Source organism: Halorubrum saccharovorum DSM 1137 (assembly GCF_000337915.1).
In the GTDB taxonomy this organism is placed as follows: Archaea; Halobacteriota; Halobacteria; order Halobacteriales; family Haloferacaceae; genus Halorubrum; species Halorubrum saccharovorum.
On sequence record NZ_AOJE01000070.1, the window covers coordinates 115,448 to 138,590 of the forward strand.

The 23,143-nt window shown below is 68.1% G+C and carries 27 protein-coding genes and 1 pseudogene; 11 read left to right on the forward strand and 17 right to left on the reverse strand.

What is annotated here, in order from left to right:
* The first annotated feature begins 42 nt into the window (after nucleotides 1-42).
* Both C471_RS14930 and C471_RS14935 read left to right on the forward strand, forming a co-directional pair.
* The gene (locus C471_RS14930; RefSeq protein WP_004050398.1) at nucleotides 43-363 is read left to right on the forward strand and encodes a transcription factor S; all 321 of its coding nucleotides are present in this window, start codon (nucleotides 43-45) and stop codon (nucleotides 361-363) included.
* A 71-nt stretch (nucleotides 364-434) separates the two neighbouring features.
* Nucleotides 435-995: a hypothetical protein gene (locus C471_RS14935; RefSeq protein WP_004050400.1), complete on the forward strand. Its 561-nt coding sequence runs from the start codon at nucleotides 435-437 to the stop codon at nucleotides 993-995.
* Here the strand turns inward: C471_RS14935 and C471_RS14940 are convergent.
* From C471_RS14940 to C471_RS14955, 4 genes are all read right to left on the reverse strand, one after another.
* Nucleotides 992-1,528, reverse strand: coding sequence for a DUF7332 family protein (locus C471_RS14940; RefSeq protein ID WP_004050402.1), 537 nt, complete (start codon nucleotides 1,526-1,528; stop codon nucleotides 992-994). The two genes, C471_RS14935 and C471_RS14940, sit on opposite strands and share 4 nt — an antisense overlap.
* Before the next feature lie 134 nt (nucleotides 1,529-1,662).
* Nucleotides 1,663-2,034, reverse strand: a complete 372-nt coding sequence (locus C471_RS14945) for a methylglyoxal synthase (protein WP_004050405.1) — start codon at nucleotides 2,032-2,034, stop codon at nucleotides 1,663-1,665.
* Nucleotides 2,035-2,066: 32 nt separating this feature from the next.
* Nucleotides 2,067-3,830, reverse strand: a complete 1,764-nt coding sequence (locus C471_RS14950; protein WP_004050407.1) for a histidine kinase N-terminal 7TM domain-containing protein — start codon at nucleotides 3,828-3,830, stop codon at nucleotides 2,067-2,069.
* 327 nt (nucleotides 3,831-4,157) lie between these two features.
* Entirely contained in the window at nucleotides 4,158-6,083 is a 1,926-nt protein-coding gene (locus C471_RS14955) for a beta-CASP ribonuclease aCPSF1 (RefSeq protein WP_004050410.1), read from the reverse strand.
* A 229-nt stretch (nucleotides 6,084-6,312) separates the two neighbouring features.
* Here C471_RS14955 and C471_RS14960 point away from each other — a divergent pair, with 229 nt between their 5' ends.
* Nucleotides 6,313-6,822 carry a hypothetical protein gene (locus C471_RS14960; RefSeq protein WP_049909507.1) on the forward strand — a complete coding sequence of 170 codons (510 nt, stop codon included), beginning with the start codon at nucleotides 6,313-6,315 and terminating at the stop codon, nucleotides 6,820-6,822.
* Nucleotides 6,823-6,851: 29 nt separating this feature from the next.
* Here C471_RS14960 and C471_RS14965 read toward each other — a convergent pair whose 3' ends face one another.
* The 5 genes from C471_RS14965 to C471_RS14985 all read right to left on the reverse strand — a co-directional run bounded on the left by C471_RS14965 (nucleotide 6,852) and on the right by C471_RS14985 (nucleotide 10,521).
* Nucleotides 6,852-7,769, reverse strand: a complete 918-nt coding sequence (locus C471_RS14965) for an SDR family oxidoreductase (protein WP_004050418.1) — start codon at nucleotides 7,767-7,769, stop codon at nucleotides 6,852-6,854.
* 109 nt (nucleotides 7,770-7,878) lie between these two features.
* Nucleotides 7,879-8,682, reverse strand: a complete 804-nt coding sequence (gene psmA, locus C471_RS14970; protein WP_004050420.1) for an archaeal proteasome endopeptidase complex subunit alpha — start codon at nucleotides 8,680-8,682, stop codon at nucleotides 7,879-7,881.
* A gap of 4 nt (nucleotides 8,683-8,686) precedes the next feature.
* The gene (locus C471_RS14975) at nucleotides 8,687-9,166 is read right to left on the reverse strand and encodes an Rpp14/Pop5 family protein (protein WP_004050423.1); all 480 of its coding nucleotides are present in this window, start codon (nucleotides 9,164-9,166) and stop codon (nucleotides 8,687-8,689) included.
* 7 nt (nucleotides 9,167-9,173) lie between these two features.
* Nucleotides 9,174-9,797, reverse strand: coding sequence for a class I SAM-dependent methyltransferase (locus C471_RS14980; protein ID WP_004050424.1), 624 nt, complete (start codon nucleotides 9,795-9,797; stop codon nucleotides 9,174-9,176).
* On the reverse strand, nucleotides 9,781-10,521 hold the full coding sequence (locus C471_RS14985; RefSeq protein WP_004050427.1) for an RNase P subunit p30 family protein: 741 nt from the start codon (nucleotides 10,519-10,521) through the stop codon (nucleotides 9,781-9,783). Before C471_RS14985 ends, C471_RS14980 begins: the two co-directional genes overlap by 17 nt.
* A gap of 79 nt (nucleotides 10,522-10,600) precedes the next feature.
* Between C471_RS14985 and C471_RS14990 the strand changes: the two genes are divergently transcribed.
* Nucleotides 10,601-10,885: a DUF357 domain-containing protein gene (locus tag C471_RS14990; RefSeq protein WP_004050429.1), complete on the forward strand. Its 285-nt coding sequence runs from the start codon at nucleotides 10,601-10,603 to the stop codon at nucleotides 10,883-10,885.
* A gap of 104 nt (nucleotides 10,886-10,989) precedes the next feature.
* Nucleotides 10,990-11,667 carry a type 1 glutamine amidotransferase domain-containing protein gene (locus tag C471_RS14995; RefSeq protein ID WP_004050431.1) on the forward strand — a complete coding sequence of 226 codons (678 nt, stop codon included), beginning with the start codon at nucleotides 10,990-10,992 and terminating at the stop codon, nucleotides 11,665-11,667.
* A gap of 16 nt (nucleotides 11,668-11,683) precedes the next feature.
* On the opposite strand, the gene C471_RS15000 is transcribed toward C471_RS14995, so the two are convergent.
* The 5 genes from C471_RS15000 to C471_RS15020 form a co-directional block, all read right to left on the reverse strand.
* A complete protein-coding gene (locus C471_RS15000) occupies nucleotides 11,684-11,968 on the reverse strand; it encodes a transcriptional regulator (protein ID WP_004050433.1) in 285 nt (94 codons plus the stop codon).
* Between the two features lie 60 nt (nucleotides 11,969-12,028).
* Complete coding sequence (locus C471_RS15005) at nucleotides 12,029-12,571, reverse strand: DUF2249 domain-containing protein (protein ID WP_004050435.1); 543 nt, start codon at nucleotides 12,569-12,571, stop codon at nucleotides 12,029-12,031.
* Between the two features lie 67 nt (nucleotides 12,572-12,638).
* On the reverse strand, nucleotides 12,639-13,349 hold the full coding sequence (locus C471_RS15010; RefSeq protein ID WP_004050437.1) for an alpha/beta hydrolase: 711 nt from the start codon (nucleotides 13,347-13,349) through the stop codon (nucleotides 12,639-12,641).
* Nucleotides 13,346-14,401: a VOC family protein gene (locus tag C471_RS15015; protein WP_004050439.1), complete on the reverse strand. Its 1,056-nt coding sequence runs from the start codon at nucleotides 14,399-14,401 to the stop codon at nucleotides 13,346-13,348. The genes C471_RS15010 and C471_RS15015 overlap by 4 nt, the downstream gene beginning before the upstream one ends.
* A gap of 82 nt (nucleotides 14,402-14,483) precedes the next feature.
* Entirely contained in the window at nucleotides 14,484-14,849 is a 366-nt protein-coding gene (locus C471_RS15020; RefSeq protein ID WP_049909466.1) for a hypothetical protein, read from the reverse strand.
* A gap of 111 nt (nucleotides 14,850-14,960) precedes the next feature.
* On the opposite strand from C471_RS15020, the gene nth reads away from it, so the two are divergent.
* Complete coding sequence (gene nth / locus C471_RS15025; RefSeq protein ID WP_004050442.1) at nucleotides 14,961-15,644, forward strand: endonuclease III; 684 nt, start codon at nucleotides 14,961-14,963, stop codon at nucleotides 15,642-15,644.
* Between the two features lie 109 nt (nucleotides 15,645-15,753).
* Here the strand turns inward: nth and C471_RS15030 are convergent, their stop codons facing one another.
* Nucleotides 15,754-16,098, reverse strand: coding sequence for an ArsR/SmtB family transcription factor (locus C471_RS15030; protein ID WP_049909468.1), 345 nt, complete (start codon nucleotides 16,096-16,098; stop codon nucleotides 15,754-15,756).
* A 145-nt stretch (nucleotides 16,099-16,243) separates the two neighbouring features.
* Here C471_RS15030 and C471_RS15035 point away from each other — a divergent pair, with 145 nt between their 5' ends.
* Nucleotides 16,244-16,750 (forward strand): GbsR/MarR family transcriptional regulator, encoded by a 507-nt coding sequence (locus C471_RS15035; protein ID WP_004050446.1) that lies wholly within the window; start codon nucleotides 16,244-16,246, stop codon nucleotides 16,748-16,750.
* A 177-nt stretch (nucleotides 16,751-16,927) separates the two neighbouring features.
* Here C471_RS15035 and C471_RS15040 read toward each other — a convergent pair.
* Both C471_RS15040 and C471_RS15045 read right to left on the reverse strand, forming a co-directional pair.
* Nucleotides 16,928-18,593, reverse strand: a pseudogene (locus tag C471_RS15040) (RNA-guided endonuclease InsQ/TnpB family protein).
* 146 nt (nucleotides 18,594-18,739) lie between these two features.
* Complete coding sequence (locus C471_RS15045; RefSeq protein WP_004050448.1) at nucleotides 18,740-19,219, reverse strand: hypothetical protein; 480 nt, start codon at nucleotides 19,217-19,219, stop codon at nucleotides 18,740-18,742.
* Nucleotides 19,220-19,395: 176 nt separating this feature from the next.
* Between C471_RS15045 and C471_RS15050 the strand changes: the two genes are divergently transcribed.
* From C471_RS15050 to C471_RS15065, 4 genes are all read left to right on the forward strand, one after another.
* A complete protein-coding gene (locus tag C471_RS15050; protein WP_004050450.1) occupies nucleotides 19,396-19,950 on the forward strand; it encodes a DoxX family protein in 555 nt (184 codons plus the stop codon).
* 469 nt (nucleotides 19,951-20,419) lie between these two features.
* Nucleotides 20,420-21,175 (forward strand): hypothetical protein, encoded by a 756-nt coding sequence (locus tag C471_RS15055; RefSeq protein WP_152421917.1) that lies wholly within the window; start codon nucleotides 20,420-20,422, stop codon nucleotides 21,173-21,175.
* A gap of 128 nt (nucleotides 21,176-21,303) precedes the next feature.
* Nucleotides 21,304-22,383, forward strand: a complete 1,080-nt coding sequence (locus C471_RS15060; protein WP_004050455.1) for a glutamate--cysteine ligase — start codon at nucleotides 21,304-21,306, stop codon at nucleotides 22,381-22,383.
* A 76-nt stretch (nucleotides 22,384-22,459) separates the two neighbouring features.
* Nucleotides 22,460-23,089: a winged helix-turn-helix domain-containing protein gene (locus C471_RS15065; RefSeq protein ID WP_004050457.1), complete on the forward strand. Its 630-nt coding sequence runs from the start codon at nucleotides 22,460-22,462 to the stop codon at nucleotides 23,087-23,089.
* Nucleotides 23,090-23,143 lie beyond the last annotated feature (54 nt).

A 23,143-nucleotide genomic window follows, 5' to 3' on the forward strand; every position in this document is an offset into this window, starting at 1 on the left:
CGCGATCCCGCCGTTTATATACGATCCGCGGTTGGTTCCGCCATGAAGTTCTGCGACGAGTGCGGATCGATGATGAAGTCCGGCGAGGGCGAGGACCACTGGGTATGCGACTCCTGCGGCTACGAGATCGGACGCGAGGATGAGGACGACGAGTGGACCACCGAGTCGCAGGTCGAGTCGGAGATCGTCGACGTGAGCGACGCCGAGGACAAGGGGCTCCCGCAGACGACCGCCCACTGCCCGGAGTGCGGGAACGACCGCGCGTACTGGTACATGCAGCAGATCCGGTCGGCAGACGAGTCCGAGACCCGGTTCTTCGTCTGTACCGAGTGCGAACACAAGTGGCGCGAAGACGACCACTGAGGCGGCCCGAAGCCGTCGAACTCCGCTGATCGCCGCATCCCTTTTACTTCCCCCGGCGGGAAACGCCGCCCATGGATCCGCCCGTCGTCCCCCGCGAGCGCCTCGGCGACTGGCAGCGCGTCGACGAGACGACGGAGCGGGCGTTCGCCGCCGGCCCCGTCTCGGTCGACGCGAGCACGGTGCGGTACGAGCGCGCCGCGGCGAGGCCGCCGCGCCCGTTCTGCTTCGCGAGTCGCCTGCACATTCGTCCGGAGACCCCGCCGAACGCCGTCCTCACCGCGCTCGTCGAGCGACGGGCGCGGTCGGGGTTCCGCGAACGGCTCGCCGAGCGCGACATCGCCGAAGTGGAACACCGCGGCGACCGAGCGATCGCGGTCGACGATCCGAGGGCGTCGCGGGCGACGCTCTCGACGTTCCGCGGCGTCGCGCGCGTCGGAACCGAGAAGCGACGCACGCCGATCGAGGCGCTGCTCGCGGTCTGGGAGTCCGGTGAGTACCTCCTCGGCGGCGGGGCGTACCCCATCGGCGAGGGTCCGTACCCCTCTGGGGGGAGCCCGGCGGACGCGCGCCGAGAGCTCCTGGGAATCGTCCGGGGGATCGAATCGCCTGCCGACCGCGACGGGGCCGATTAGCAGGGCACCGCGCCCGCGCTCGACTCGATCGGCGAGCCGTCGTCGCGGTACTCCGAATCGCCGACGGAGCCGGAGAACATCGGGAGCCGGAGCTCGTAGGCGTACAGCACGTCGAACGCCGCGAACGGATCGACGCCGTTCGAGACGGCTTCGCGCGCGGTCAGCCTGACGCCGGCGGCGAGCGTCACGATCGGATCGCCGTCGAGCGTCCCCGCCGCCTCCATCCCGAACTCGTTGCCCGCGGCCGGATCGGTCAGCACGGAGAGGTGGACGAGCGTCTCGATCGCCGCCCCCTGATCGCCGATGGAGATCGGGTACCCCTCGCCGGCGAAGCACCGTGTCGGGGGATCGACACGGTCGCCGTCGCCCTCGGCGACTCCACCGTTCGAGCCACCCGCGTCCGCATCTCCGCCGCCCGGCGTCGCGACGGCGACACCGACGACCGCCCCGCTCGCGACGGTCGCCGAGAAGAGCAGCAGCGCGGCGGAGATCGCGGCGAGGGCGGCGAGTCGGGTCCGGGATCGGCGCGTCATCAGGGAGGGCTACGGCCGGTCGGGTAAAAACGGCGTCCTCCCGGTTATCCGGTCTGATACTCGACCGAGAGAGGTCCGCGGGAGACGCGGGGAGCTCCGAGAGGCACTCGCGCCGAGCGGCGTCACTCCCGCGGTCACGCCTCGCCGAGGAGTCCGTCGACGAGCAGTTCCGCGGAGGCGACGTTCGTCGCGAGCGGGACGTCTTTCACGTCGCAGACGCGCAGGAGCGCGGAGATGTCGGGCTCGTGGGCCTGCGCGGTGAGGGGATCGCGGAGGAAGACGACCCCGTCTATCGCCCCGTCGGCGATCTTCGCTCCGATCTGGAGGTCCCCCCCGTACGGCCCCGAGGCCTGTCGATTCACCGCCAGTCCCGTCTCGTCGGCGATGCGTTTACCCGTCGTTCCAGTGGTGACGAGTTCACACTGGCCGAGCGCGTCGGCGTGAGCGGTGACGAACTCGACCATCTCGTCTTTCAGCTCGTCGTGGGCAATGAGCGCGATTCGCATACGTGGTGTACTCGACCGCGGTGGTTAAAACCTCACGCGAACTCGGTCGATCGATCCGCGGGAAGGGACACCGTCACCGCGGTTCCGTCCTCGGTCTCGGAGAAGCTGAGAGACCCGTCCACCTCGCGGATGATCCACGTCGCCAGCCAGAGACCGACACCGCTCGCGTGTTCGAGCGGCGTTTCGGTCCCCCGGTCGATCGGTCCAATCTCGCGGTCGGGGATCCCCGGACCGTTGTCGCGTATCCGAAGCCGGACGGTGTCGCTCTCGCGTCGCTCCGGCGTCGTGATCGCGATCTGCACTCGCGGGCGGTCGGCGTCGTTGTGCTTGATCGAGTTAGTGAGCAGCTCGTCGAGCGCCGAGACGACGATTCCGCCGGTGTCGACCCACGCCGGTTCCGTGCGGTCGAACGCAATCGCGGCCTCGGGATGTCGGCGGCGCTTGGTCGCGACCAGCTCTTTGAGTTCGGCCGTGAGGTCGATCGACTCGCGGGCGGAGTCGTCTAGACGCCCCATCAGGTGAGAGAACCGCTCGTTGCGCTCGATCATCGTCTCGACGGTCCGTTCGATCGTTTCGAGGTGCCGCAGAGCATCGGGGTCCGTGACGTCGTCCCTGAGGAGCGATGCGTTCCCCTGAATGGCGGTCGCGTCGTTGCGGAAGTTGTGACGCAATAACCGGTTTAACACCTCCAGCTGTTGCTCCCGCTGTCGCTGATCGGTGATGTCCCGGAGGCTGATCAGTCGCCCGGTCAGCGCTCCGAAGCCGCGCTGAAGGGGCGAGACCCGCACGTCGTAGTAGCGGACCGCACTCCCCTTCTTTCGTTCGAACTCCGTCTGGAACGAATTCTCCTCATCCGCGTCTCGGCCGTTCGCGTCGGTGTCCGTGGCGTCCCCGTCCATCGCACCCCCGTCTATCGCGGCGGCGAGATCGGGAAACGCCTCCGCCAGCGGCCGTCCGATCACGTCGGTGATATCTCGGTCCAAGAGCGCCTCGGCGGCCGGGTTGCCGTCGACGAGTCGGCCCCGGTGGTCCACGACGACGACGGCGTCGGTTATGCTCTCGATCACCTTGTCGCGGGCCACCTCGCGGACCACCGGAACGATGTCGAACAACCGGTGACGAACGGTGATGACGGTCAACGCGACGCCCGTGATCGAGAAGCCGATGATCGTCGTGTCGATCGCGGGCGGCGTGGCGCCGAGGAGGAACACTCCGTTGCCGATCCACGGGGAGCACACCGCGAGCAGCACCCCGATAGCTTGGCTGCGGTACAGGTGATCTGACCGGACCAACAGCCGGACGATGAGTACCGCTCCGACCGACAGGAGGAGGTACGAGTACGCCGTATGTATCCAAAACGCCGGGCCGGGGATCGACGTGACGCCCGTGAGCGATCCGTGCGACACGAGGTCCGTCCCGGTCCGGAACAGCCCGTGGCGCCCGTTCGTCCAGATAGCGACCAACACGAGCACCGGCTCGACGGCCAACAGGAGCACGGTGCGGCCGGTCAGCCACCGGCTCCGACCGGTGTACGCGAGCGCAAAGAGCAGCCACATCGCGATGACGGCGACGATCCCGAAATACTGGACGTTCGCCCAGAACACGGACGCCGACAGCCCCGGACTCGCGAGCTCGGCGATCTTCCCGCCTGCCCAAACCGTGACGCCTACAAGCAGGACGCCGAGCGGTAGCGCACCCGCGATGTCGCGGTTGCGCAGGGCGACGACCGAGAGGAACGCCGACAGCCCAGCGGCGACGGCGATTAGGAGGACGTAGGCGACGTGATGTACAGACATGTCGGACTTTTTTTCCCTTCGTGTTCGTCGACGGCGGATCCGGACGCGGACCGGTCAGCGGACTCTCGGCCTCGGGCGCGTTGCGGGCGAAACCGAGCGGCGAGAATCCCCGCGAGTCGGGGGCAGCCGCTCATATGTACCATCGACGTGCGTTCCCGACGAGAGCACAACAGCGCCGCTACGCGCGGCGAGGTCATGTGTCTGTGCCCTCGTGGTGAAACACAAGAGTCCGTATTAAAATATCTATGTCTGTATTTGTAGCGGTTGAGAACGGATCCGAAAGTCATCTCTCGGCGGACCGGACCGGCCGTGTCGCCCGTCGGAGTCCTACTTGAACCGGAACGTCTCCAGGTTCTTCGGCGCGAACGTCCGCATGTTGTAGTCGTGGTACAGCGCCGACGAGAGGTCCTGTACGGAGCGCTCGTCGCCGTGGACGCAGAGCACTTTCTCGGGGCGCGGATTCATCGTCTTCACGAAGTTCTCTAACCCCTGTCGGTCCGCGTGGCCGGAGAAGCCGTCGACGACCTCCGTCCCCATCTCCAGGGTGAGCGTGTCGCCGCGGCCGCCGCCGCCCCAGCCGTCGACCGGGATCTCGTCCCAACCGTTCTGGATCCGGCGGCCGAGCGTCCCCTGCGCTTGGTATCCGACGAACACGAGGTTCGATTTCGGGTCCGATCCGATGTGGCGGAGCCACGACATGATCGGACCGCCCTCGATCATCCCCGAGGTGGAGATGATGATACACTCGTCGCCGTCGGCGACCTCCTGCCGCTCGTCTTCGCCGGCGTCGATGTGGTTGAACTGGTCGGCGAGGAACGGGTTCTCGTCCTCGTGGAAGATCCGGTCGCGGAGGTCGTCTCTGAGGTACTCGGGGTAGGTGGTGTGGATCGCGGTCGCCTCCCAGATCATGCCGTCGAGGTGGACGGGCATCTCCGGGATGTCGCCGTTCCGCATCGCCTCCTCTAAGACGAGCATGATCTCCTGGGAACGCCCCACGGCGAACGCGGGGATGACGACCTTCCCGCCCTGCTCGTACGTCTCGTTGATGACCTCCTTCAGCGCCTCCTCCGAGTCGGCCTGGTCGGTCTGGTAGTCGTCGCGACCGCCGTACGTCGACTCCAGCACGAGCGTCTCGACCCGCGGGAAGTCGTTGACGGCGCCGTTGAACAGGCGGGTGTCCTCGTAGTGGATGTCACCGGAGAAGGCGACGTTGTAGAGGCCGTCGCCAATATGGAAGTGGGTGACGGCGCTGCCGAGGATGTGGCCCGCGTTGTGGAAGGTGAGCTTCACGTCCGGCGCGATGTCGGTCACGTCGCCGTACTCCAGCGGGATCGTGTGTTTGATCGCCTCACGGACCTGCGACGACTCGTAGGGCGGCGTGCGTCCGTCCTTGGCGGCGACGTCGAGGTAGTCAAGGGTGAGAAGCCCCATCAGGTCGCGGGTCGGCTCCGTCGTGTATATCGGGCCGTCGTAGCCGTACTTGAAGAGGAGCGGGATGAGCGCCGAGTGGTCGAGGTGGGCGTGGGTGAGCACGACCGCGTCGAGGGTCGCGGCCCCGGCCCCGAGCGCCTCGGGGACCTGCAGGTACGGCACCTCGCCCTCCGCGCCGGGCTTGTCGCCGCAGTCGATCAGGATCCGCGTCTCGGGCGTCGAGAGGATGAAGGCGGCGCGCCCGACCTCGCGACAGCAGCCGAGCGTCGTGATCCGGACCCACTCGTCGTCGGACATCTCCTCGCGGTGGATCTGCCGGCCGACGCGTTCGAGGATGTCGCGTCGCTCCTCGCGCTCGTTCTTCAGGAATCCGCGCACGTTCGAGACGGTGGAGGACTCGATCGGGGGCGTCCGAACGACCTCGGGGGTCCAGCCGACCTCCTGGGTGATCTCCCGGAGCGTCGAGCCGCGGCGACCGATCACCATGCCGGGCTTCTCGGCCTCGATGACGACCTCGCCGGTGTCCTCGTGGAAGTCGAGGTCGGTCACGCCGGCCTCCTCCGGGATCACCGACCGGACCTCCTCCTCGGCGCGTGCCGGGGGTGAGAGGGCGCTCGGATCCGGACGGACCGTGATCCGCTTCCGGAGTTTGGAAGCGAGCCGTCGGATGAGATCGCCGTCGCCGGCGAACTCCTTGGGGTCGCGCGTGTACACGACCAGCTCCGGCCCTTCGTATTTCACGTCGGTGACCGTGATGTCGTTCGGAATCTCCTGTTCGATCTCTGATTTCAGGGTATCGAGTTGCTTATCGACTTGACTCATATCTCACTGCGGGTCGTCGGGACCGCCGTCGTCGTCGAGTCGCGCCGTGTATCGGGACGCGGATCGACGCCGAACGGTCGACCGTGACGGGGTAGGCATAGTGGTAGTACTGTCCGTAGGTGGTTCCGTGCGGGAACAGCCAGCGAAAACCCGCTTGCCCGATAATTAGCCCGGTCGTTATAAAACCCCTTCGCAAATGGGAAACCTCCCGACCGCGAACGGCGAGTACATGCGTATCACGCCCGAGACCGTCCGCGACGAACACGCCTGGGCCCGCGATCGAGCCCCGGTCGTCGTTCCCGTCATCAACGAGACCCGCGAGCGGCTGGGCCGGCTCTTCGAGACCGAGGTGGACTCGGTCACCCCCGAGGCGTACCGACGCGAGGTCGACGCGGTGTTCGCCGACGGCGAGGCCGCGGTCAACGTGGCCGGCTGCGCCGCCCTGCTCCGCGACCTCGACGTGGCGGGCGACTACCCCGGATTCGTCGTCGACGAGGTCCTCGGCCGCGAGCTGGCCGCGACGATCGCCGGCGGCCGCCCGCTCTCGCTGCTCGCGCAGGCGACGTTCCACTTCGTCGACGTGCACGTCGCGGAGGACGAGACCGCCGACGGCGCGGGCGCGGCCGGCGCCGACGACCTCGACGCGGCGCTCGCGGCCGGGTTCCAGACGCGGCTCCCCGGCTGGGAGTGGCGGGAGGGAGAGAGTCCGTTCGCGGTCGGTGCGGGTCGCGACGAGTAGCGGTCGGTTCGACCGCCGCCGAGCCGCGGTCAGCTCGTGTACTTCCGGACGAACTCGTACCCCCGATCGAGGATCGCGTCGGGCAGAAATCGCGCGAGCACGCCGATCCGGGCGACTGCGCCGGGCTGGACTCGCGCCGGCGGCTGCGTCGCGCTCGCGGCGTTGACGATCGCGTCGGCGACGACCTCGGGCTCGATCGCGCCGGGGCCGTCGCCGCCGATCAGCTGCGTGTCCTCGAACAGCTCGTAGAACTCCTCGTAGGCGCCGGAGCGGTCGAGGCCGCCGTCGTCGGTCCCGTCGCCTTCGCCCCCGCCGCCGTCGGCCGCCTCGCCGTCCGCGTCATCGCCACCCGCCTCTCGCTCCGCGCGCTTCGAGAAGTTCGTCCGCACGGGGCCGGGCTCGACGACGACCACGTCGATCCCGTACTCCGCGACCTCGTTGCGGAGCGCGTCCGACATGGCCTCGACCGCGAACTTCGAGCCGCTGTACACGCCGCCGCCGGGGAACGACACCCGCCCGGCGACCGACGAGACGTTGACGATCGTCCCGTCGCGCTCGCGACGCATTCCGGGGAGGACGGCCTTGATGAGCCGATGGGGACCGTACACGTTCACGTCGAACTGCTCGCGGACCTTCGCGGTCGGCACGTCCTCGACCGGGCCGAACTGGCCGTAGCCGGCGTTGTTGATCAGCGCGTCGATCGCGCCCTCCTCGTCGAGAATTCGATCGACGACGCGGTCCACGTCGTCCTGGTCCGTGACGTCGAGCGTCGCAAGCTCGCAGCCCGCTTCGCCGAGCGTCTCGATGTCCGCGGGGTTCCGCGCGGTCGCGTACACGGTCCACCCCTCGTCGAGGAACGCGCGCGCCGCGGCACGCCCGATGCCCGAGGAACAGCCGGTGATGAGTACCGTCTTCTGCACGCGTCGTCGGTCGGTCCCCGGCGGCATAACTCTCCCGACCGCCGGCGAAACTCAAACTGGAAGCGGACACGCAAACTGGAAGCGGACACCCAAACTGGAAAAGCCGGAAGCGCGCCCGCGGACGACTGCCGCCGCGTTACTCCTCGTCGTCGGTCTCGTCGGCGTCCGCGTCCGCGTCTCCGGACTCGTCGTCATCGGCCTCGTCGTCGCCCGCGAGCAGGTCGCGATCGGCGAGGACCTCCTCGATATCGTCGGCCGGAAGCTCCGCGTACTCCTCGTCGTCGACCGTGATCGTGGCGACGCCGACCCCGTCGGGAGACAGCTCGCCGTCGTTCGACTGCGCGAGGGTGTCGAGCGCGAGCCCGACCGCCTCGTCGATCGAGAGGCCCTCCTCGTACTCGGTTTCGAGGTAGTCGCGGAGGTCGCTCCGGTCGGAGCCGATCGAGAGCGCCTGCCACTCGTAGGGGGTGCCGGACGGGTCGGTCTCGAACAGGCGCGGCTCGCCGTTCTCGATCCCGCCGACGATCAGCGCGACGCCGAAGGGGCGCGCGCCGCCGACCTGCGTGTACTGCTGGATGTGGTCGGTGATGTTCTTGGTGAGCGTCTCGATGCCGATCGCCTCGCCGTAGCGCAGGCGATTCACCTGCGCCTGGCGGCGCGCGAAGTCGATGAGCTGGCGGGCGTCGGCGACGTGGCCGGCGCTCGCGACGCCGACGTGGTCGTCGGCCTTGTGGAGCTTCTCGATGCTCTCCGGCTCCATCAGCGGGGACCGGGCGCGCTTGTCCGCCGCGAGGACGACGCCGTCCTCGGCGCGGACGCCGACGCTCGCGGTCCCCCGTTTCACCGCCTCCCGGGCGTACTCGACCTGGTAGAGCCTGCCGTCGGGAGAGAAGATTGTGATTCCTCGGTCGTACGCCTGTTGTTGGGATTGGCCCTGCATGATATCACTCGGTGTCGAACGCCGCCGCGCCGACGTACCCCGACCCGGTCCGCACGTCGCGCGCGTCGCCGCGCACGACCGCGGACCGCTCGGCGCCTTCGAACGCGACGTCTCGCTGTGTCGAAGTACCGCCCGCGCGACCCATATATCTTTCCTCACAGGCACGCACCGTCCCCGAAATCCCACGAACGCGGATCCCGACGGGGTCGTCGTCGACCTCGCTCACGCACCCGATCACCGCGCGGGCGTCGTCGACGTGGCCGTGACGGGCCCGGACGATCGCCTCCCCCTCGCCGTCGCCGTGCGAGAAGGACAGCAGCGTGAGGTCGGCGTCGGCGCTCCCGGCGTCGCCGAGGAGGTTGCCCGCGGCGTACCACAGCGCGCGCTGGAACGCGCGGCGCCCGAGGGCGGCGTCGGGCCACGTCTCGATCCCGACCGCGAGGTACCGCCAGCGCGGTCGGAGGTGTTTGGGGAGGTGTTTCACGGCGGAGTCACCCGGAGAGCGCGTCCCCGCGCTCCGCGACGATCACGGCCACCTGATCGTGGACGCGTTCGACCGCGGTCACCGCGAACCCTTCGGCGGTGAACGCCTCGACGAGCGTGCCGACGGTAGCGGGATCGTCGACCTCGGGGCCGTAGAACGGCGCCTCCGGGTCCGGCTCCTCGAAAAAGGCCACGTCGCCGAGGACGATCCGGCGGGCGCCCGTGTCGGCCATCTCGCGGATCGCCTCGCGCTTCTCGTCGTCCGCGAGGTGGTGGAGCGCGAAGTTCGAGGTGACGACGTCGACCCGCCGGTCGGGAGCGACCTCGGGGTCGCGGAACTCGCCGTACGCGAACTCGACGTTCTCGATGCCGCGCTCGTCGGCCTTGCGGCGTCCCTCGTCCATCATCCCCTCGCTAACGTCCCGCGCCAGCACGCGCTCGGCGTCGGGCGCGAGCGCCAGCGCGATGGCGCCCGTGCCGGCGCCGAGATCGAGGACCACGTCGTCGGCGTTCGGGTCCGCGTAGTCGACGACGAGGCTCGCGCAGGCGTGGTACTCGTCGCTCTTCGAGTCGTCGTACTCCGCCGCCTTCTCGGAGAAGCGCGCGGCGTGCTCCTCAACCGTCTTCTTCATACCTGCCACGTCGGACCCCCGGCTCTATGAAGGCCTCGGAGCGGCGCTCCCGGTTGCGGGCCGCGATCTCGCCCCACGCGCGGAGCCCCTCGCGGACCCACTCGGCGTCGAACCCGACCGCCTCGGCGGCGGCGACGACCTCGCGCGGCGCGCGGAGTTCGAGATGCGACCGCGGGTTCGCGCTGACGACGTGGGGCGCGTCGTAGTAGGTCACGATCTCGCGGAGCTTCCGGAGGTCGGCGAGCGCACGGACCCGCTTCCCGCCGGTCGCGCGGAACAGCGGGCCGAGGTCGAACTCGACGTGGACCCCGTTGTCGCGGGCGGCCTTCGCGAGGACGTGGTTGAAGTCGCCCGAGCCGTCCATCGGCCGGACCAGCACGTCGACGCGGGGCTCTTCGACCGCGAACCGGTTGAGGCCGTCGTCGCCGCCGACGACGCAGACCACGGTGCGGTCGGACCGGTAGTTTCCCACCGCGCCCGAGGCGCTCGTCGCGCCGTCGGCGTCGATCTCGACCGCGTCGACCACGTCGATCCCGTACTCCTCGCGGAGCGCGTCGGCGTCGCTCGACCGCCCGCCGGTTCCGGCCCCCCCGCCTGCCCCGGCGGGGTCGATCGCCTCCCGCGTCCGGACGACGACGCCCTCGTAGCCGTACCGCGCCGCGGTGGCGGCGTGGCGGGCGGCGGTCGCGTCGCCGTCGGGGCGGGCGTGGACGGCCTCGTACATGTCCGCCCGTTTCGGCTCCGGGGGTATCGAGGTTGCGCTTCGGCGACGGCTTTTTGAACCGCTCCCCGGAACGGCTCGCATGGCCGCGGACTTAGCGGAGAAGACGGACCGCTACGAGCGGATGCTCGCAGACGCGCTGGCGGTCGCGGAGCCGCGCCCGCCCGCCGACACGCCCCTCGGCGAGGCCGCCGCCGACGTGGCGGAGATGGCGGAGTCGTATCTGGACGACGGGCGCCACTTCCGCGAGGACGGCGACCCCGTCAACGCGCTCGCGTCGTACTCGTACGGCTACGGCTGGCTCGACGCCGGCGTCCGGATGGGGCTGTTCGCCGTCCCCGACGACACCGAGCTGTTCACGACGTGAGCGGGCCCCGGGTTCCGATCGACTCCTTATAAATGTCGCGACGCCCCTCGTCGCTTCCGGGCGCGGGCGCCTTTTCCGTCGAGCGCGTCAACGGGGAGGCACACATGACTGACGCGCTGTTCGTCGTGAGCGAAGAGGGGTACTGGGCCGAGGAGTGTATCGAGCCGCTGACGACGCTCGAAGCCGAGGGGGTCGACGTGACGGTCGCGACGCCCTCCGGATCGCCGCCGGTCGTCGACGAGCGGTCGCTCGACCCGGACGCCGCGGGGGGCGAAGAACGGGTCGCGGAGCTCCGCGAGGTCGACGAGGAGCACCCGGGACTGAACGATCCGGAGCCGATCGCACAGGTCGCGGCCGACGGCTACGACGCGGTCGTGTTCCCCGGCGGCCACGGCACCGTCTGGGACGTGAACCAGGACCGGCACGCGCGCCAGCTCCTGCTCGACGCGGTCGCGGGCGAGGCGGGCGTCGCCTTGGTCGTCTGCCACGCGGTCGGAATCTTGGCGTTCACGCGCGAGGCCGACGGGACGCCCCTGGTCGAGGGACGCTCCGTCACCGGCTTCCCGAACGCGTGGGAGGCGGACATCGTCGACGACGACGACGTGATGCCCGACGGCCGGAAGCTCCCGTACTGGGTGGAAGACGAGGTCGTCCTCGCGGGCGCCGATTGGGACGCCGAGCTCGACGCCGACACGAGCGTCACGGTCGACGGCGACCTGATCACCGCGCGCGGGCCGGGATCGTCGGCCGACGCGGCGGAAACGCTGCTCGAGGAGCTGTAAGTCAGAGAGAACGGCCCTATCGAATCACGAACGCCGGCTCCTCGATCCGCTCGCTCTTGCACTCCGGGCACCGCGAGGGCTCGTTGATCGGGTCGTCGAAGCCGTCGAAGCCGCAGTCGCGGCACTCGGGCGGCGCGACCAGCAGTTCCGCGTCAGTGCCGTCGTCCGCGATCGACCGCGAGACGTGCTCCACGTGGTCGTACACGACGGGCGTCGGCAGCGACAGCGTTTCCCCGAGATCGCTCGCGGTCGCCGGCCCCTCGCGGAGGCGGTCGGCGATGCGCTGGCGGGTCGTCTCCATGGGTCGGATTCGACGGCGGCATATAAAACGCCGACGGCGGCTCCGAGCGTCGTCCCCGCCTCACTCGTCCGGGTTCGGCGCCAACACCACGAGCGCGGTGCCGTCCTCGGTCGCGGTCGGCTCGACCGCCGTCTCGCCGTCGAACCGGACGATCTCGCCGGCCTCGACCGCGTGTTCCTCGCCGTCGAGGCGAACGTCGAACGCGCCCGTCAGCGCGTGGAAGAGGACGGTCCGGTCGGGGTGGGTGTGCTCGGGGACGCTCTGCTCGGCGTCCAGCGACAGCCGGACGGTCTTCGGCTCGCGCCCCGGGAACGCCGCCGCGTGCGGCTCGCCGTCGAGGTCGGCGAGCCGGACCTTCTCCGCGCCCGACTCGGGGTCGACCTTCGGGAACTCGGCGACGAACCGGGACGCCTCCTCGCGCTCGACCGCGTAGCCGTCCGCGTCGAACGCGGGCGTCTCCGCCGCCATCTCGTGGTAGAGCGGCGTCGGCTCGTGGTCGTTGACGACGGTGAGCGTCTCGCCGGGGTCCAGTTCGGCGAACGCCTCGTGGATCCGGTCGTGTCGCTCGCTCGGCGGGAGCCGTCTGACATCTAGTTCGGTCATCGACCGCTACTCGCTCCCCGAGGGGGATGAGCCGCGTCGCGAACACGTTCGGGTTTGCGAACCGGTCTCACTCGCCGTCCGAGGGGTCGCCGCCGTTGCCGTCGCCCTCGATCAGCGACGCGATCCGGTCGCCGATACGCGCCATCGTCGCGTCCGAGAGGCCGTGACCGTCGCCCTCGTCGATCCGGAGGTCGACCGCGACGCCGGCCCGACGGAACACCTCCGCGGTCGCGCGGACGCGTTCGACCGGGACGTAGGGGTCGTCCTCGCCGCTGTCGAGCGCGACGGGCGTGCCCGCGAGGTCACCGTTCTCCGCTTCAGTCTCGACCGATCGCTCCGTCGGGTGCTCGCCCGGAAGCGCCGCGGAGGCGACGAACGCGCCGCCGTACCGCCGCGGGCGACGCCGGAGGTACTCGCTCACGACCGCGCCGCCCTGCGAGACGCCGACGAGCACGACGCGCTCGGACGAGATCCCGATATCGCCGGCGGCGTCGACGGCCGCCGCGACGCAGTCGACCGCCGAGGTCAGCGCCGGCTCGTTGGCGGCGATCGGCGCGTCGTGGCCCGCCGGGAACCAGTTCGAGCGGACCGCCTGCGGGGCGAAAAGCGCCGTGCCCGGCCGGTAGAACTCGTCGGCGAGGCGGAGCAGCCCCTCGGCCGTCCCGCCGCGGCCGTGGACGAGCACGACCGCGACCTCCGCGGCCGCGGCCGGGGCGCCGGCAGTCTCCAGGGTGGCGTCCGCGTGCGCCCCCTCGACGCCCGAGAGCTTCCGCGTCATCGCTCGGCGTCTCCCCCGGCGTTCGCGTCGGCTCCGCCTCCGAGCTCGAAGGCGGGGAGCTGGCTCTCGATCAGCTCGCGGTCCTCTTCGAACCGCGGCGGGAGGTACAGCTCCGTCGCGTGGCCGGTCGCGTCGGGGTCCGCGAGTCCGGGGGTCTGCGGGCCGTCGGGCGTCGGGGCCTCCGTCGCGAGCTCGACGAGGAGCCCGCCCGGACCGCGGACGTACAGCGAGTGGAAGAAGTGGCGGTCCTTCACCCGCGACACGTCGTAGCCGCGGTCGCGGAACAGGTCGTGCCACTCCAGCAGCGCCTCGCGGTCGGGAACGCGCACGGCCGCGTGGTGGAGCGCGCCCGGCCCCTCGCGGAGGTACGGCGCGTCCCGGTCGAGGAGGTCGACGACGGTTGCGCGGTCGCCCGGCGCGCGGTACCGGATCCGGTCGCCGGCCTCCGCCTCGTACTCGAAGCCGAGCGTGTCGAGCACGCTCGCGGTGCCGTACGGGTCTGTCGGGAGCGCGGTGACGCCGTACAGCCCGCGGATCGCGGCCGACTCGGGAACCGGATCCGACTCGAGAGCCGGGTCGGCCGCGGTGGCGTCGCCCGAGTCGGCCGCGGTCCCCTCGGCGCCGCCGATCCACGGGTCGCCGTCACCGCCGCTTTCGACCAGTTCGACTCGGGTCCCGGAGGGGTCGGAGGCGGAGAGCGCGCTGTCGCCGAAGCGGTCGGAGGCGGGGACCTCTTCGACCGCGACCCCACGGTCGGCCAGCCGCTCGTGCCAGTAGCCGAGCGAGCCGGGCGGGACCGCGAAGGCGACGGCGGCGTACCCGGGTTTGCCGGAGCGCCCGGGGTCGCCGTGCGGGTCCGGGAAGACGGTGAACACGGAGCCGGGCGAGCCCGTCGCGTCGCCGAAGTAGAGGTGGTACTGGAGCGAGTCCTCGTAGTTCACGGTCCGGCGCAGCAGCCGGAGGCCGAGAGTCTCTGCGTAGAACGCGGCGTGTGCGCCGGGGTCGCCGACGATCCCCGTCACGTGGTGGAGGCCGGAGGTGTCCGAGAGCATGCCTAGCGGTGGGTCGCGCCGGCGCAAACCGGTGTCGGTGGCGGAAGCGAGCGATAGGGGGACCGGCCGCCGCCGGCCGCCCTCAGGCGAGCAGCAGCAGCCGAACGTTGCTCGCGGTGAGGTAGGTCCCGACGAGTGTCAACAGGACGGGCGGGAAGTAGTAGAGGAGTCCGTCGCCCTCGCGGGCGCCGGTGACGCTGATCCAGACCATGATCAGGTACACGGCGATCTTCAACACGACTAACCCGCCGAGCCCGAAGGAGTCGAGCGCGAGCGCGACGACCGGATTCGCCTCGTCGATCGTCGGGACGTATTCCAGGAACGCGATCGTCGAGACGATGTCGCCGACGCCGTACGTCGCCGTCGCGGCGATCCACAGCCAGTAGAACTCCTGAGGGCGACGACTGTACGTCGGGCGTCGCCGCCGCCGATCGCGGGACCGGGACACGTCTCGACGTGTCGGGGTGTCGACGTGAATCTGCCGGTTCGGAACGGAGAGGCAGGGCGGAGGGCGCGCCGCTTCCGGATCGTTCAATGGCGCCGGCGCGGAGGGATCGGCATGGGAACGCCACTGGAGCCACGGGAGGAGCAGGTCGAGGAGGTCCTCGACCGGCTGTACGAGGAGTACCCCGATTCGACCATCTCGCTGAACTACTCGAACCGGCTGGAGCTCCTCATCGCCGTGATCCTCTCCGCGCAGTGCACCGACGAGCGCGTGAACGAGGTGTGTTCGGATCTGTTCGAGACGTACGAGACGCCCGAAGAGTACGCGAACGCGCCTCAAGAAGAGCTCGCGGAGGCGATCAACTCGATCACCTACTACAACAACAAGGCGAAGTACATCCGGTCTGCGTGCGCCGATATCGCCGAGAAACACGACGGCGAGGTGCCCGACACGATGTCGGAGCTGACCGATCTGGCGGGCGTCGGTCGCAAGACCGCCAACGTCGTGCTCCAACACGGCCACGACGTGGTGGAGGGAATCGTCGTCGACACCCACGTCCAACGGCTCACCCGCCGGCTCGGGATCACGGAGGAGGAACGCCCAGAGTCGATAGAGCAGGACCTGCTCGAGGTCGTTCCCGAGAGCGACTGGCAACAGTTCACGCACCTCATGATCGATCACGGCCGCGCGACGTGTACCGCGATCAACCCGGACTGCGGCGACTGCGTGCTCGCCGACGTGTGTCCCTCGGAGAAGGGCGACGGCGACGTGGACCTGGCGAGCGGCGAGGCGTGGTAATCCGGCGCCCGCCGAAGTCCGTTCGTGGCCGGTCATTCACCGCACAGGCACGTGCGGCCGATTACGGAGAATCGAGGAGAAAGCCTCGCGCTTCAGCGCGGGGAGGATGTCAATCGGTGCTGTCGCTGAACTGGACGACGAGTCGTTCGGTGGCGAGGGCGTACACCGTCATCTCCCGGCCCTTCTGGGAGTACCACGTCTTGGTCGGCGTGATGAGGTCGGCTTCGCAGAGCCGATCGAGGTGGTACGATACGTTCTGTACCGACTGATCGACCGAGTTGGCGATCTCCGACGCGGTTCCGGGATCCGACGTGAGCGTACTCAGAATCTCTTGTGCCGACTCGGAGGAGAGGACCTGGAGCACGTCGGTAGATTCATCGCGATCGACGACGACGCTCGTTCGTTCGCGGGGAGCGTGGTCGACTGGAGGCTGGTGTGGGAAGGCGCTTGCCATGGAGTGTTCTGATCTCGTGACTGGACGGTTCAGTTTGTTCGGTACGCTCCGAATGAACGAATCAAACAATTTAATGCTTACGGAGTCCACGAGGGAGACATGACACGGCAGGCTGCCCACCACGCGGCGCGGAAGACAGAGAGCCATGAGTGAGGAAGACCGCGCCGCCGCGCGCGAGCGCGTCATCGAGTCGATGGAGCAGTCGGCGGAAGTCTACGGGCTCAGCCGGAGCGCGGGCCGCATCTACGGCGTGTTGTACTTCTCCGAAGAGCCGCTCTCGATCCCGGATCTCGTCGACGAGACAGGCTACGCGAAGTCGACGATCAGCAACGTCACCCGCACGTTGACGCGGATCGGGATGGTCCGTCGCCGGTCCTCTGACGGCGGGGGACGGCGCGTTCGCTACACAGCCGTGCGTGAGATCTGGTTCATCCTCCAGGATGTCTTCCAACAGTACGTCCAGCGGGAGATTCAGACGACGCTGCGGACGATCCAACGCGCACAGGCCCAACTTCCCGACGGTAACGAACCCGAGACGGAGCAGATCGAGGAACTGCGAGCGACGTACGAGGATCTCGAAGAGGTCGTCTCGCTCGTCTCGGAGTTCACCGCCGCGGAGCTCCGGGACGCCCTCGAATCCTACGACCGATAGCGAACCCTGTGACCGGTAGTCACCAGTAGACGGTGTACTCGCAGGTGTCGTCTCTCTCGCGACGACAGGCGTCCCCCGTTTCCTCGATGAAGACGAACGCGTCGACGGAGGCGTACCGCCTGGCGACGCCGCGGACGAGGCCGCGATCGAACGGACAGGGATAGGGGTTGTGACACGTCAGTGACCCACGACTGAAGCCGTGGGCTTGTCAGTGGACTCCCCTTCTGCCGCCGAATCGACGGTGGCGGTAAATCCGCCGTTCAGGTTCAGCGTCCCTGACGTCAGCGCACACTGACAGGGTGCGCCTCCACTCGAAGACGTCTGCCCCGAGTGGAGACGNAATCCGCCGTTCAGGTTCAGCGTCCCTGACGTCAGCGCACACTGACAGGGTGCGCCTCCACTCGAAGACGTCTGCCCCGAGTGGAGACGTTTGAGAAGTTTCCGAGCAATATTCTTGCTCGCGTTGTAGTCCGCGTTCAGTTCGTACTCGCACTTTTGACACACGAACTGGTGTTTCGATCGCCGGTTCGTCTCGTGCGTAAATCCGCACTTCGAACACCGCTGGCTCGTGTACGCGGGACTCACCTGCTCGACCTCGATACCGAGCATTTCGGCTTTGTATTCGACGTACTCGTACAANCGCACTTCGAACACCGCTGGCTCGTGTACGCGGGACTCACCTGCTCGACCTCGATACCGAGCATTTCGGCTTTGTATTCGACGTACTCGTACAAACGGCGGAACGCCCACGCGTGGAATCGCTTCGCACCAGCCATTCGCTCGCGAATATCTGTCAAATTCTCGAACGCGACGTGGGTACAGCCGTGGTCGCGAGCTTCGTCGAGAATCTGGTTCGAGGCGCGATGGAGTTCGTCCTGTATCCAGCGGTGTTCTCGATCGTCCATCGACTGAATCGACAGGTGTGCCGACCGCGTGCCCGCCTGTTGCATCGACCCGCGGGTCTTCTCGAACTCTCGGCGTCGATGGTTCATCTCGTCGGCATTCCCGATGAACGCGCCTGTCGACGTCACGGCGAGCGAGCCGTCCACGTTCAGATCGACGCCAAGGACTGTTCTGTGCGTGGCATCGGAAGAAGCAACTGTGGACNGACGTCACGGCGAGCGAGCCGTCCACGTTCAGATCGACGCCAAGGACTGTTCTGTGCGTGGCATCGGAAGAAGCAACTGTGGACTGCTCGTGTTCGTCGTGTTCGGTGCGGCGCATTCGCGCGTGGAGGTTGAATGAGTCGGTCAAGCGGTCGTACTGGAGCGTGGACATCCGGAACTCGTAGTCCTCGTTCAGCAGGTACTCACCAATCGGTGTTCCCGTGGGATCGTCAGGAATCACGTACTCACACTCGACACGTCCGTTCACCGTTGAAAGGGACACGTGGTCGCGGTGGAACGTCGCGCTGCGCTTGTCGTAGACGACGCTCCACGCGTCGAAGTGTGGTTGGCTAGTGGTCTCGCCTTTCTTGAGTCGGGCGACACCGCTTTTCGTGGCCTCGATGGCGCGTCGAATCCCTTTCTGAACGAGATTCGCCGTCAACTCCGTCTCATCTCGGAGTTGTTCGTAGNACACCGCTTTTCGTGGCCTCGATGGCGCGTCGAATCCCTTTCTGAACGAGATTCGCCGTCAACTCCGTCTCATCTCGGAGTTGTTCGTAGAGCGCGTTCTCGGCTTGTTGTTTCGAGGTGACACAGTACTCGTTCGGGTGTCTCCACGCCCATTCCGCGGTCGTGTTCGCACAGTGGAGAAACTGATCGTTCGTCTGATGGAGGTCGTCGCACCGCCCGCCGGGCACGTCGAGTTTGACTTTGACGGTCCGAATCACATCCCCCATCTGTATCTCACATTTTGATCTATTTATTTATAAATTCTACGGCTGGTGGTGAGGAGTCAGGTTGCTATCGCTCGTGGTTCGTGACGAGTATTGTCGGATTCCTCCCACGGCTGAAGCCGTGGGCTTCCTCCTTGTTCCTCTGTGANTCAGGTTGCTATCGCTCGTGGTTCGTGACGAGTATTGTCGGATTCCTCCCACGGCTGAAGCCGTGGGCTTCCTCCTTGTTCCTCTGTGAGTTCGCCGGCCCGCTCTTCTGTTCGTTCGAACTCGTAGTAGCCGATGTCGCCGCCGCGATGATTCCGTTGGTAGGCCTCGTCGATCGACCGGAGCCCGGCGGCAACGCTGTCGAAGTCCTTCGGCCACGCGGCGACCGCGGGGAGCTGTTCACCGAGCCGATCGAGGACGTGCGGCTGGAGCTCCTCGGCGATCGTCTCGAACGCGTTCAGCCAGGTCTGTTGCGGGTACCACTCTTGGGGGTCGGGATCGGTGATACCCTCGGCTGCGAGGGCGTCGAGCGCCCGGTCTCGATACTCGTCGGAGAACCGTCCCATCGCCTCCTCGACGATCGTCAGTACCGTCTGACCGTTCACCTCCACGCCCCGGTCAAACGCCTCGTAGGTGGCCATTGTGTGGTTCAACGTACAGATCGGGAAAGTAACTTCGGTGTGGAGATCCGGAGACCCGGACGAGTATTTGAACTCCCCGCGGATGAGGGGAGCCGGACGAATCCGTCCCATCGGCGAGGAACCCGCTTTCCGGTTTATATATACATACGGCGTATCCGTAAGTGAGGAGAGACACAATGTCCACGAAAACCACAAACGAGTTCGGCGGAGAGATCGGCGGCGTCACGCTCCTGGGGAAGGCGCACTCGCTGTCGGCGCTGTTCATCGTCCTGCTTCGGGCGACCATCGGCGGGATGATCCTGTTCGCCGGTCTCGGAAAGGTCTCGCAGTGGCCGTTCGACGCCGCGGGCTACCTCGCGAACGTCGGGTCGGCGAGCCCGGTCAGCGGGCTGTACGCCGCGATGGCGTCGAACGCGGCGCTGATGGAGATCGTCAACGTGATCGTACCCGTGACGCAGGTGCTCATCGGTGTCGCGCTCATCGCCGGGGCGTTCGTCCGGCTGGCCGCGCTCGGCGGCGCGATGCAGATGACGCTGTTCTACCTCGGCGGGTGGAGCGGCGACGCGCTCGCGCTGTTCGACTCGACGCTGGTGTACGCGATCGTGTTCCTCACGGTCGCCGCGTTCGGCGCGGGCCGCGTCCTCGGCCTCGACGCCTACATCGAGCGGTTCGAGGTCGGCGGGCAGGCGCTCGTCGAGAAGTTCCCGGCGCTCCGGTACGTCCTCGGCTGAACGGGGACGGTATCGGGCGGGGTGAACCGGGCGCGTAACCGCGCGCCGCCGACTCGTTTTCGCTGTCGTCGTCGTTTTTACTGTCGTCGTCGAACCGGTCGGTCCGTTTTTCGCTCGTTCCGGCGGACGAACTCTGGGAACCCGATCGCGTAGACGCGTTTCCGGGTGAATCGACGGGACGCCGAGCGCGCTTCTCGGCACCCGGAGTGTCGACCAGTTCGAGGCGGCGTCTCGGTGGGTGCGAAAGAGACAGAGAGAGCGTTTCTCACCGCGTCTCAGCAGTTCCGATCGGATCGATTCAATCGGTACGGGCAGTCCTGAGAGCGGTCGCTCCGGGGTGACGGCAGACGGCCTAATCGGGTCGCCGAGGCAGTTAGGTCCTGGTCTTTCCCCGCCGTCGGTACTGTGTCCGGTAGGAGGAGCAGGCGGTGGGGGCGGAGCGGCCGCCCCTCCCCGGCACGGAATTACTATGCCTAGTCAAAACGACACCTCAGGGACGCTTCGGCGCACAGTGCTCAAGATCGGGAGCGGTGCCGTTTTCGGGACCGCGATCGGCGGCGGAACGATCCTCTACGCCTCCCAGCCGGCCGCCGCGGCCACGCAGGTCGACACGGCGGCCACGGTGGAACTCGACTCCAATCAGCAGGACGTGACGGCGGTGACGATCGCCCCGGACATCGGGTTCGAGTGGAGCGACTTCTCCAACGGCGTGAGCGACTTCCAACTCGACGTCGACGTGACGACCCAAGCGGGCCTCGACGAGCAGGCGATGAACGACCTGCTCCCCGACGGGCAATCGATCGATGCGGGTACGATCGTAACGAGCTGGAATAACCAGTCGAGTAAAACTAGCGCCGTCGACGTGGTCAGTAGCAGCGAGTTCGGCACCGACGGCAGTGGGAACAGCGACGTCGACGACGTGACCGCCGGCAGCGACTCGTCGTTCACTGACGCGAGCGGGACCGGAACCGTCAACCTTGCTGAACAGAGTATCGCGAGCAGCTCCTTCTCGCCGGGGCTCTATCCCCAAGGGATCGGTGACGACGAAGCGGCCGGCACCCGAGTCACGATCAACATCACGCTCGATGTGCGGGACGGGAGTTCGGGTGGGAGTGAGGCGACGATCACCTACGACACCATCGAGTACGGCGTCATCGTGGACAACCCGAGCAGCGGCGGTACCGAGGGCGAGACGACGCTGAACAGCGATGCGAGCGGGGAGTAAAGCCGAAAAAGCGTCGGCGAGTCCGTCGAGCGCGGTCGTGCCGGGGTCGATCCCGCCCGATCCCCGACACCGGCGCCTCGTTTCGGGTTCCAATCCATATAAGACCGCGCGGCCGGTACGGGGCGGTAATGGAACTCGGTTCGCGGGACGCGTTCGCCCGGATGGGGACGCTCGGCATCGAAGAGGAGTTCTACATCGTCGATGCCGACGGCCGCCCGACCTCGGGGACCGACGATCTCGTCTACGGCCGCGACCCCCCGGCGGAGGTCCCGGAGGGGTTCGACCACGAGCTGTTCAAGTGCACCATCGAAGCGCAGACGGAGCTTATCGAGGACCCGTCGAACGCGGCCGACGCCCTCTCGACGGTGCGGGAGGCGCTCGTCGACCACGCCGCCGCCGACGGCTACCGGATCGCGGCCGCGGGGCTCCACCCCGCCGCGAAGTGGCGCGAGCTCGATCACGCGGAGAAGCCGCGATACCAGGCGCAGTTGGACCGGATCCAGTACCCGCAACACCGCAACACCACGGCGGGCCTCCACGTCCACGTCGGCGTCGACGACGCCGACAAGGCGGTGTGGATCGCGAACCGGCTTCGGTGGCACTGTCCGATCCTGCTCGCCCTCTCGGCGAACTCCCCGTTCTGGAACGGCTTCGACACCGGGCTCGCGTCGGCCCGCGCGAAGATATTCGAGAACCTCCCGAACACGGGGATTCCGTCCGCGTTCGACGACTTCGACGCCTTCCACGCTTTCGAGCGCCGGATGGTCGAGCGGGGCTCCATCGACGACCGCGGCGAGCTCTGGTTCGACGTGCGCCCCCACACCGGCCACGGCACGGTCGAAGTGCGTGCGCCCGACGCCCAGCGCGACCCGGCGGTCACCCTCGCGATGGTCGAGTACGTCCACGCCCTCGTCGTCGACTACGCCGAGCGCTACGCGGACGGCGAGTCCCCGCCGACGCTCCGCCGCGAGCTGTTGGACGAGAACAAGTGGCGAGCGATCCGGCACGGCCACGACGCCTCCTTCATCGCCCGCGACGGCGAGGAGTCGGTCTCGCTGGGCGAGGTCGTCGCCGACGAGTGCGACCGCCTCGGGATCGACGGGATCCGAGACGTGTACGACGCCGAGAGCGGGACGCGGCGCCAACGACGGCTCCGCGAGGCGGGCGGCCTCGACGCGCTCTGTGCGGACCTCGTGTTGTCGCCGTAGGTGAGAGGACGGGGACGTTCCGTCGGAACCGAAACGACGAGAAACCCTTTTGGGCGCGCGGACCGCAGTTTCCGGTATGACAAGGGACGATCCCGACGACGATTCCGCTTTCGACGCCGCTGACGGCGGCGACTCTGAGAGCGGTGCCACCGACGAGTCGCCGACCGAGCGGACTCGCGAGGAGCTCCGGAAGACCAAGGAGCGTCTCGGCGAGGGCGCGGACAAGGCCGTCAAGGGGTTCGACGACAACGTCGTCGACCTCCTGTCGTGGCTGCTCGACACCGAGACCCGCGCGCGGATCTACGTCTTCCTCCGCGACAACCCGAACAGCACCAGTGACGAGGTCGCCGACGGCACCGGCCTCTACCCGAGCACGGTCCGCGAGGCGCTCGCGGACCTCCACGACGAGGGCACCGTCGAGCGCGACAAGCGAGAGGCGAGCGGCGCCGGCAACAACCCCTACGAGTACGAGGCGATCGCACCGAGCGAACTGGTACAGGGCGTCGTCGGCGACGTGCAGCGGGAACTCAACGCCGTGTTCAACCTCGACCGGCGGCTCGGCGGCGAGTCGCCCGACGGCGACGCGGAGCCGGTCCAGATTTCCGTCGACGGCGACGAGAGCGAGGACGACGAGAGCAGTGAGGCCACGGAGGCGAACGACGACGGCGAGGAGGACGACGGGGACGACGAAGCGGACGACCGGTAGACCTCGCTCGCCCGACCCCGCTTCGAGACCTTTTAAGTCCCGTCCGCGCAACCG

Excerpts from the sequence above, each read along its gene's own strand:
- C471_RS14930 (WP_004050398.1), top strand. The coding sequence starts at position 43 with ATGAAGTTCTGCGACGAGTGCGGATCGATGATGAAGTCCGGCGAGGGC.
- C471_RS14935 (WP_004050400.1), top strand. The coding sequence starts at position 435 with ATGGATCCGCCCGTCGTCCCCCGCGAGCGCCTCGGCGACTGGCAGCGC.
- C471_RS14940 (WP_004050402.1), bottom strand. The coding sequence starts at position 1,528 with ATGACGCGCCGATCCCGGACCCGACTCGCCGCCCTCGCCGCGATCTCC.
- C471_RS14945 (WP_004050405.1), bottom strand. The coding sequence starts at position 2,034 with ATGCGAATCGCGCTCATTGCCCACGACGAGCTGAAAGACGAGATGGTC.
- C471_RS14950 (WP_004050407.1), bottom strand. The coding sequence starts at position 3,830 with ATGTCTGTACATCACGTCGCCTACGTCCTCCTAATCGCCGTCGCCGCT.
- C471_RS14955 (WP_004050410.1), bottom strand. The coding sequence starts at position 6,083 with ATGAGTCAAGTCGATAAGCAACTCGATACCCTGAAATCAGAGATCGAA.
- C471_RS14960 (WP_049909507.1), top strand. The coding sequence starts at position 6,313 with ATGCGTATCACGCCCGAGACCGTCCGCGACGAACACGCCTGGGCCCGC.
- C471_RS14965 (WP_004050418.1), bottom strand. The coding sequence starts at position 7,769 with ATGCCGCCGGGGACCGACCGACGACGCGTGCAGAAGACGGTACTCATC.
- psmA (WP_004050420.1), bottom strand. The coding sequence starts at position 8,682 with ATGCAGGGCCAATCCCAACAACAGGCGTACGACCGAGGAATCACAATC.
- C471_RS14980 (WP_004050424.1), bottom strand. The coding sequence starts at position 9,797 with ATGAAGAAGACGGTTGAGGAGCACGCCGCGCGCTTCTCCGAGAAGGCG.
- C471_RS14985 (WP_004050427.1), bottom strand. The coding sequence starts at position 10,521 with ATGTACGAGGCCGTCCACGCCCGCCCCGACGGCGACGCGACCGCCGCC.
- C471_RS14990 (WP_004050429.1), top strand. The coding sequence starts at position 10,601 with ATGGCCGCGGACTTAGCGGAGAAGACGGACCGCTACGAGCGGATGCTC.
- C471_RS14995 (WP_004050431.1), top strand. The coding sequence starts at position 10,990 with ATGACTGACGCGCTGTTCGTCGTGAGCGAAGAGGGGTACTGGGCCGAG.
- C471_RS15000 (WP_004050433.1), bottom strand. The coding sequence starts at position 11,968 with ATGGAGACGACCCGCCAGCGCATCGCCGACCGCCTCCGCGAGGGGCCG.
- C471_RS15005 (WP_004050435.1), bottom strand. The coding sequence starts at position 12,571 with ATGACCGAACTAGATGTCAGACGGCTCCCGCCGAGCGAGCGACACGAC.
- C471_RS15010 (WP_004050437.1), bottom strand. The coding sequence starts at position 13,349 with ATGACGCGGAAGCTCTCGGGCGTCGAGGGGGCGCACGCGGACGCCACC.
- C471_RS15015 (WP_004050439.1), bottom strand. The coding sequence starts at position 14,401 with ATGCTCTCGGACACCTCCGGCCTCCACCACGTGACGGGGATCGTCGGC.
- nth (WP_004050442.1), top strand. The coding sequence starts at position 14,961 with ATGGGAACGCCACTGGAGCCACGGGAGGAGCAGGTCGAGGAGGTCCTC.
- C471_RS15030 (WP_049909468.1), bottom strand. The coding sequence starts at position 16,098 with ATGGCAAGCGCCTTCCCACACCAGCCTCCAGTCGACCACGCTCCCCGC.
- C471_RS15035 (WP_004050446.1), top strand. The coding sequence starts at position 16,244 with ATGAGTGAGGAAGACCGCGCCGCCGCGCGCGAGCGCGTCATCGAGTCG.
- C471_RS15045 (WP_004050448.1), bottom strand. The coding sequence starts at position 19,219 with ATGGCCACCTACGAGGCGTTTGACCGGGGCGTGGAGGTGAACGGTCAG.
- C471_RS15050 (WP_004050450.1), top strand. The coding sequence starts at position 19,396 with ATGTCCACGAAAACCACAAACGAGTTCGGCGGAGAGATCGGCGGCGTC.
- C471_RS15055 (WP_152421917.1), top strand. The coding sequence starts at position 20,420 with ATGCCTAGTCAAAACGACACCTCAGGGACGCTTCGGCGCACAGTGCTC.
- C471_RS15060 (WP_004050455.1), top strand. The coding sequence starts at position 21,304 with ATGGAACTCGGTTCGCGGGACGCGTTCGCCCGGATGGGGACGCTCGGC.
- C471_RS15065 (WP_004050457.1), top strand. The coding sequence starts at position 22,460 with ATGACAAGGGACGATCCCGACGACGATTCCGCTTTCGACGCCGCTGAC.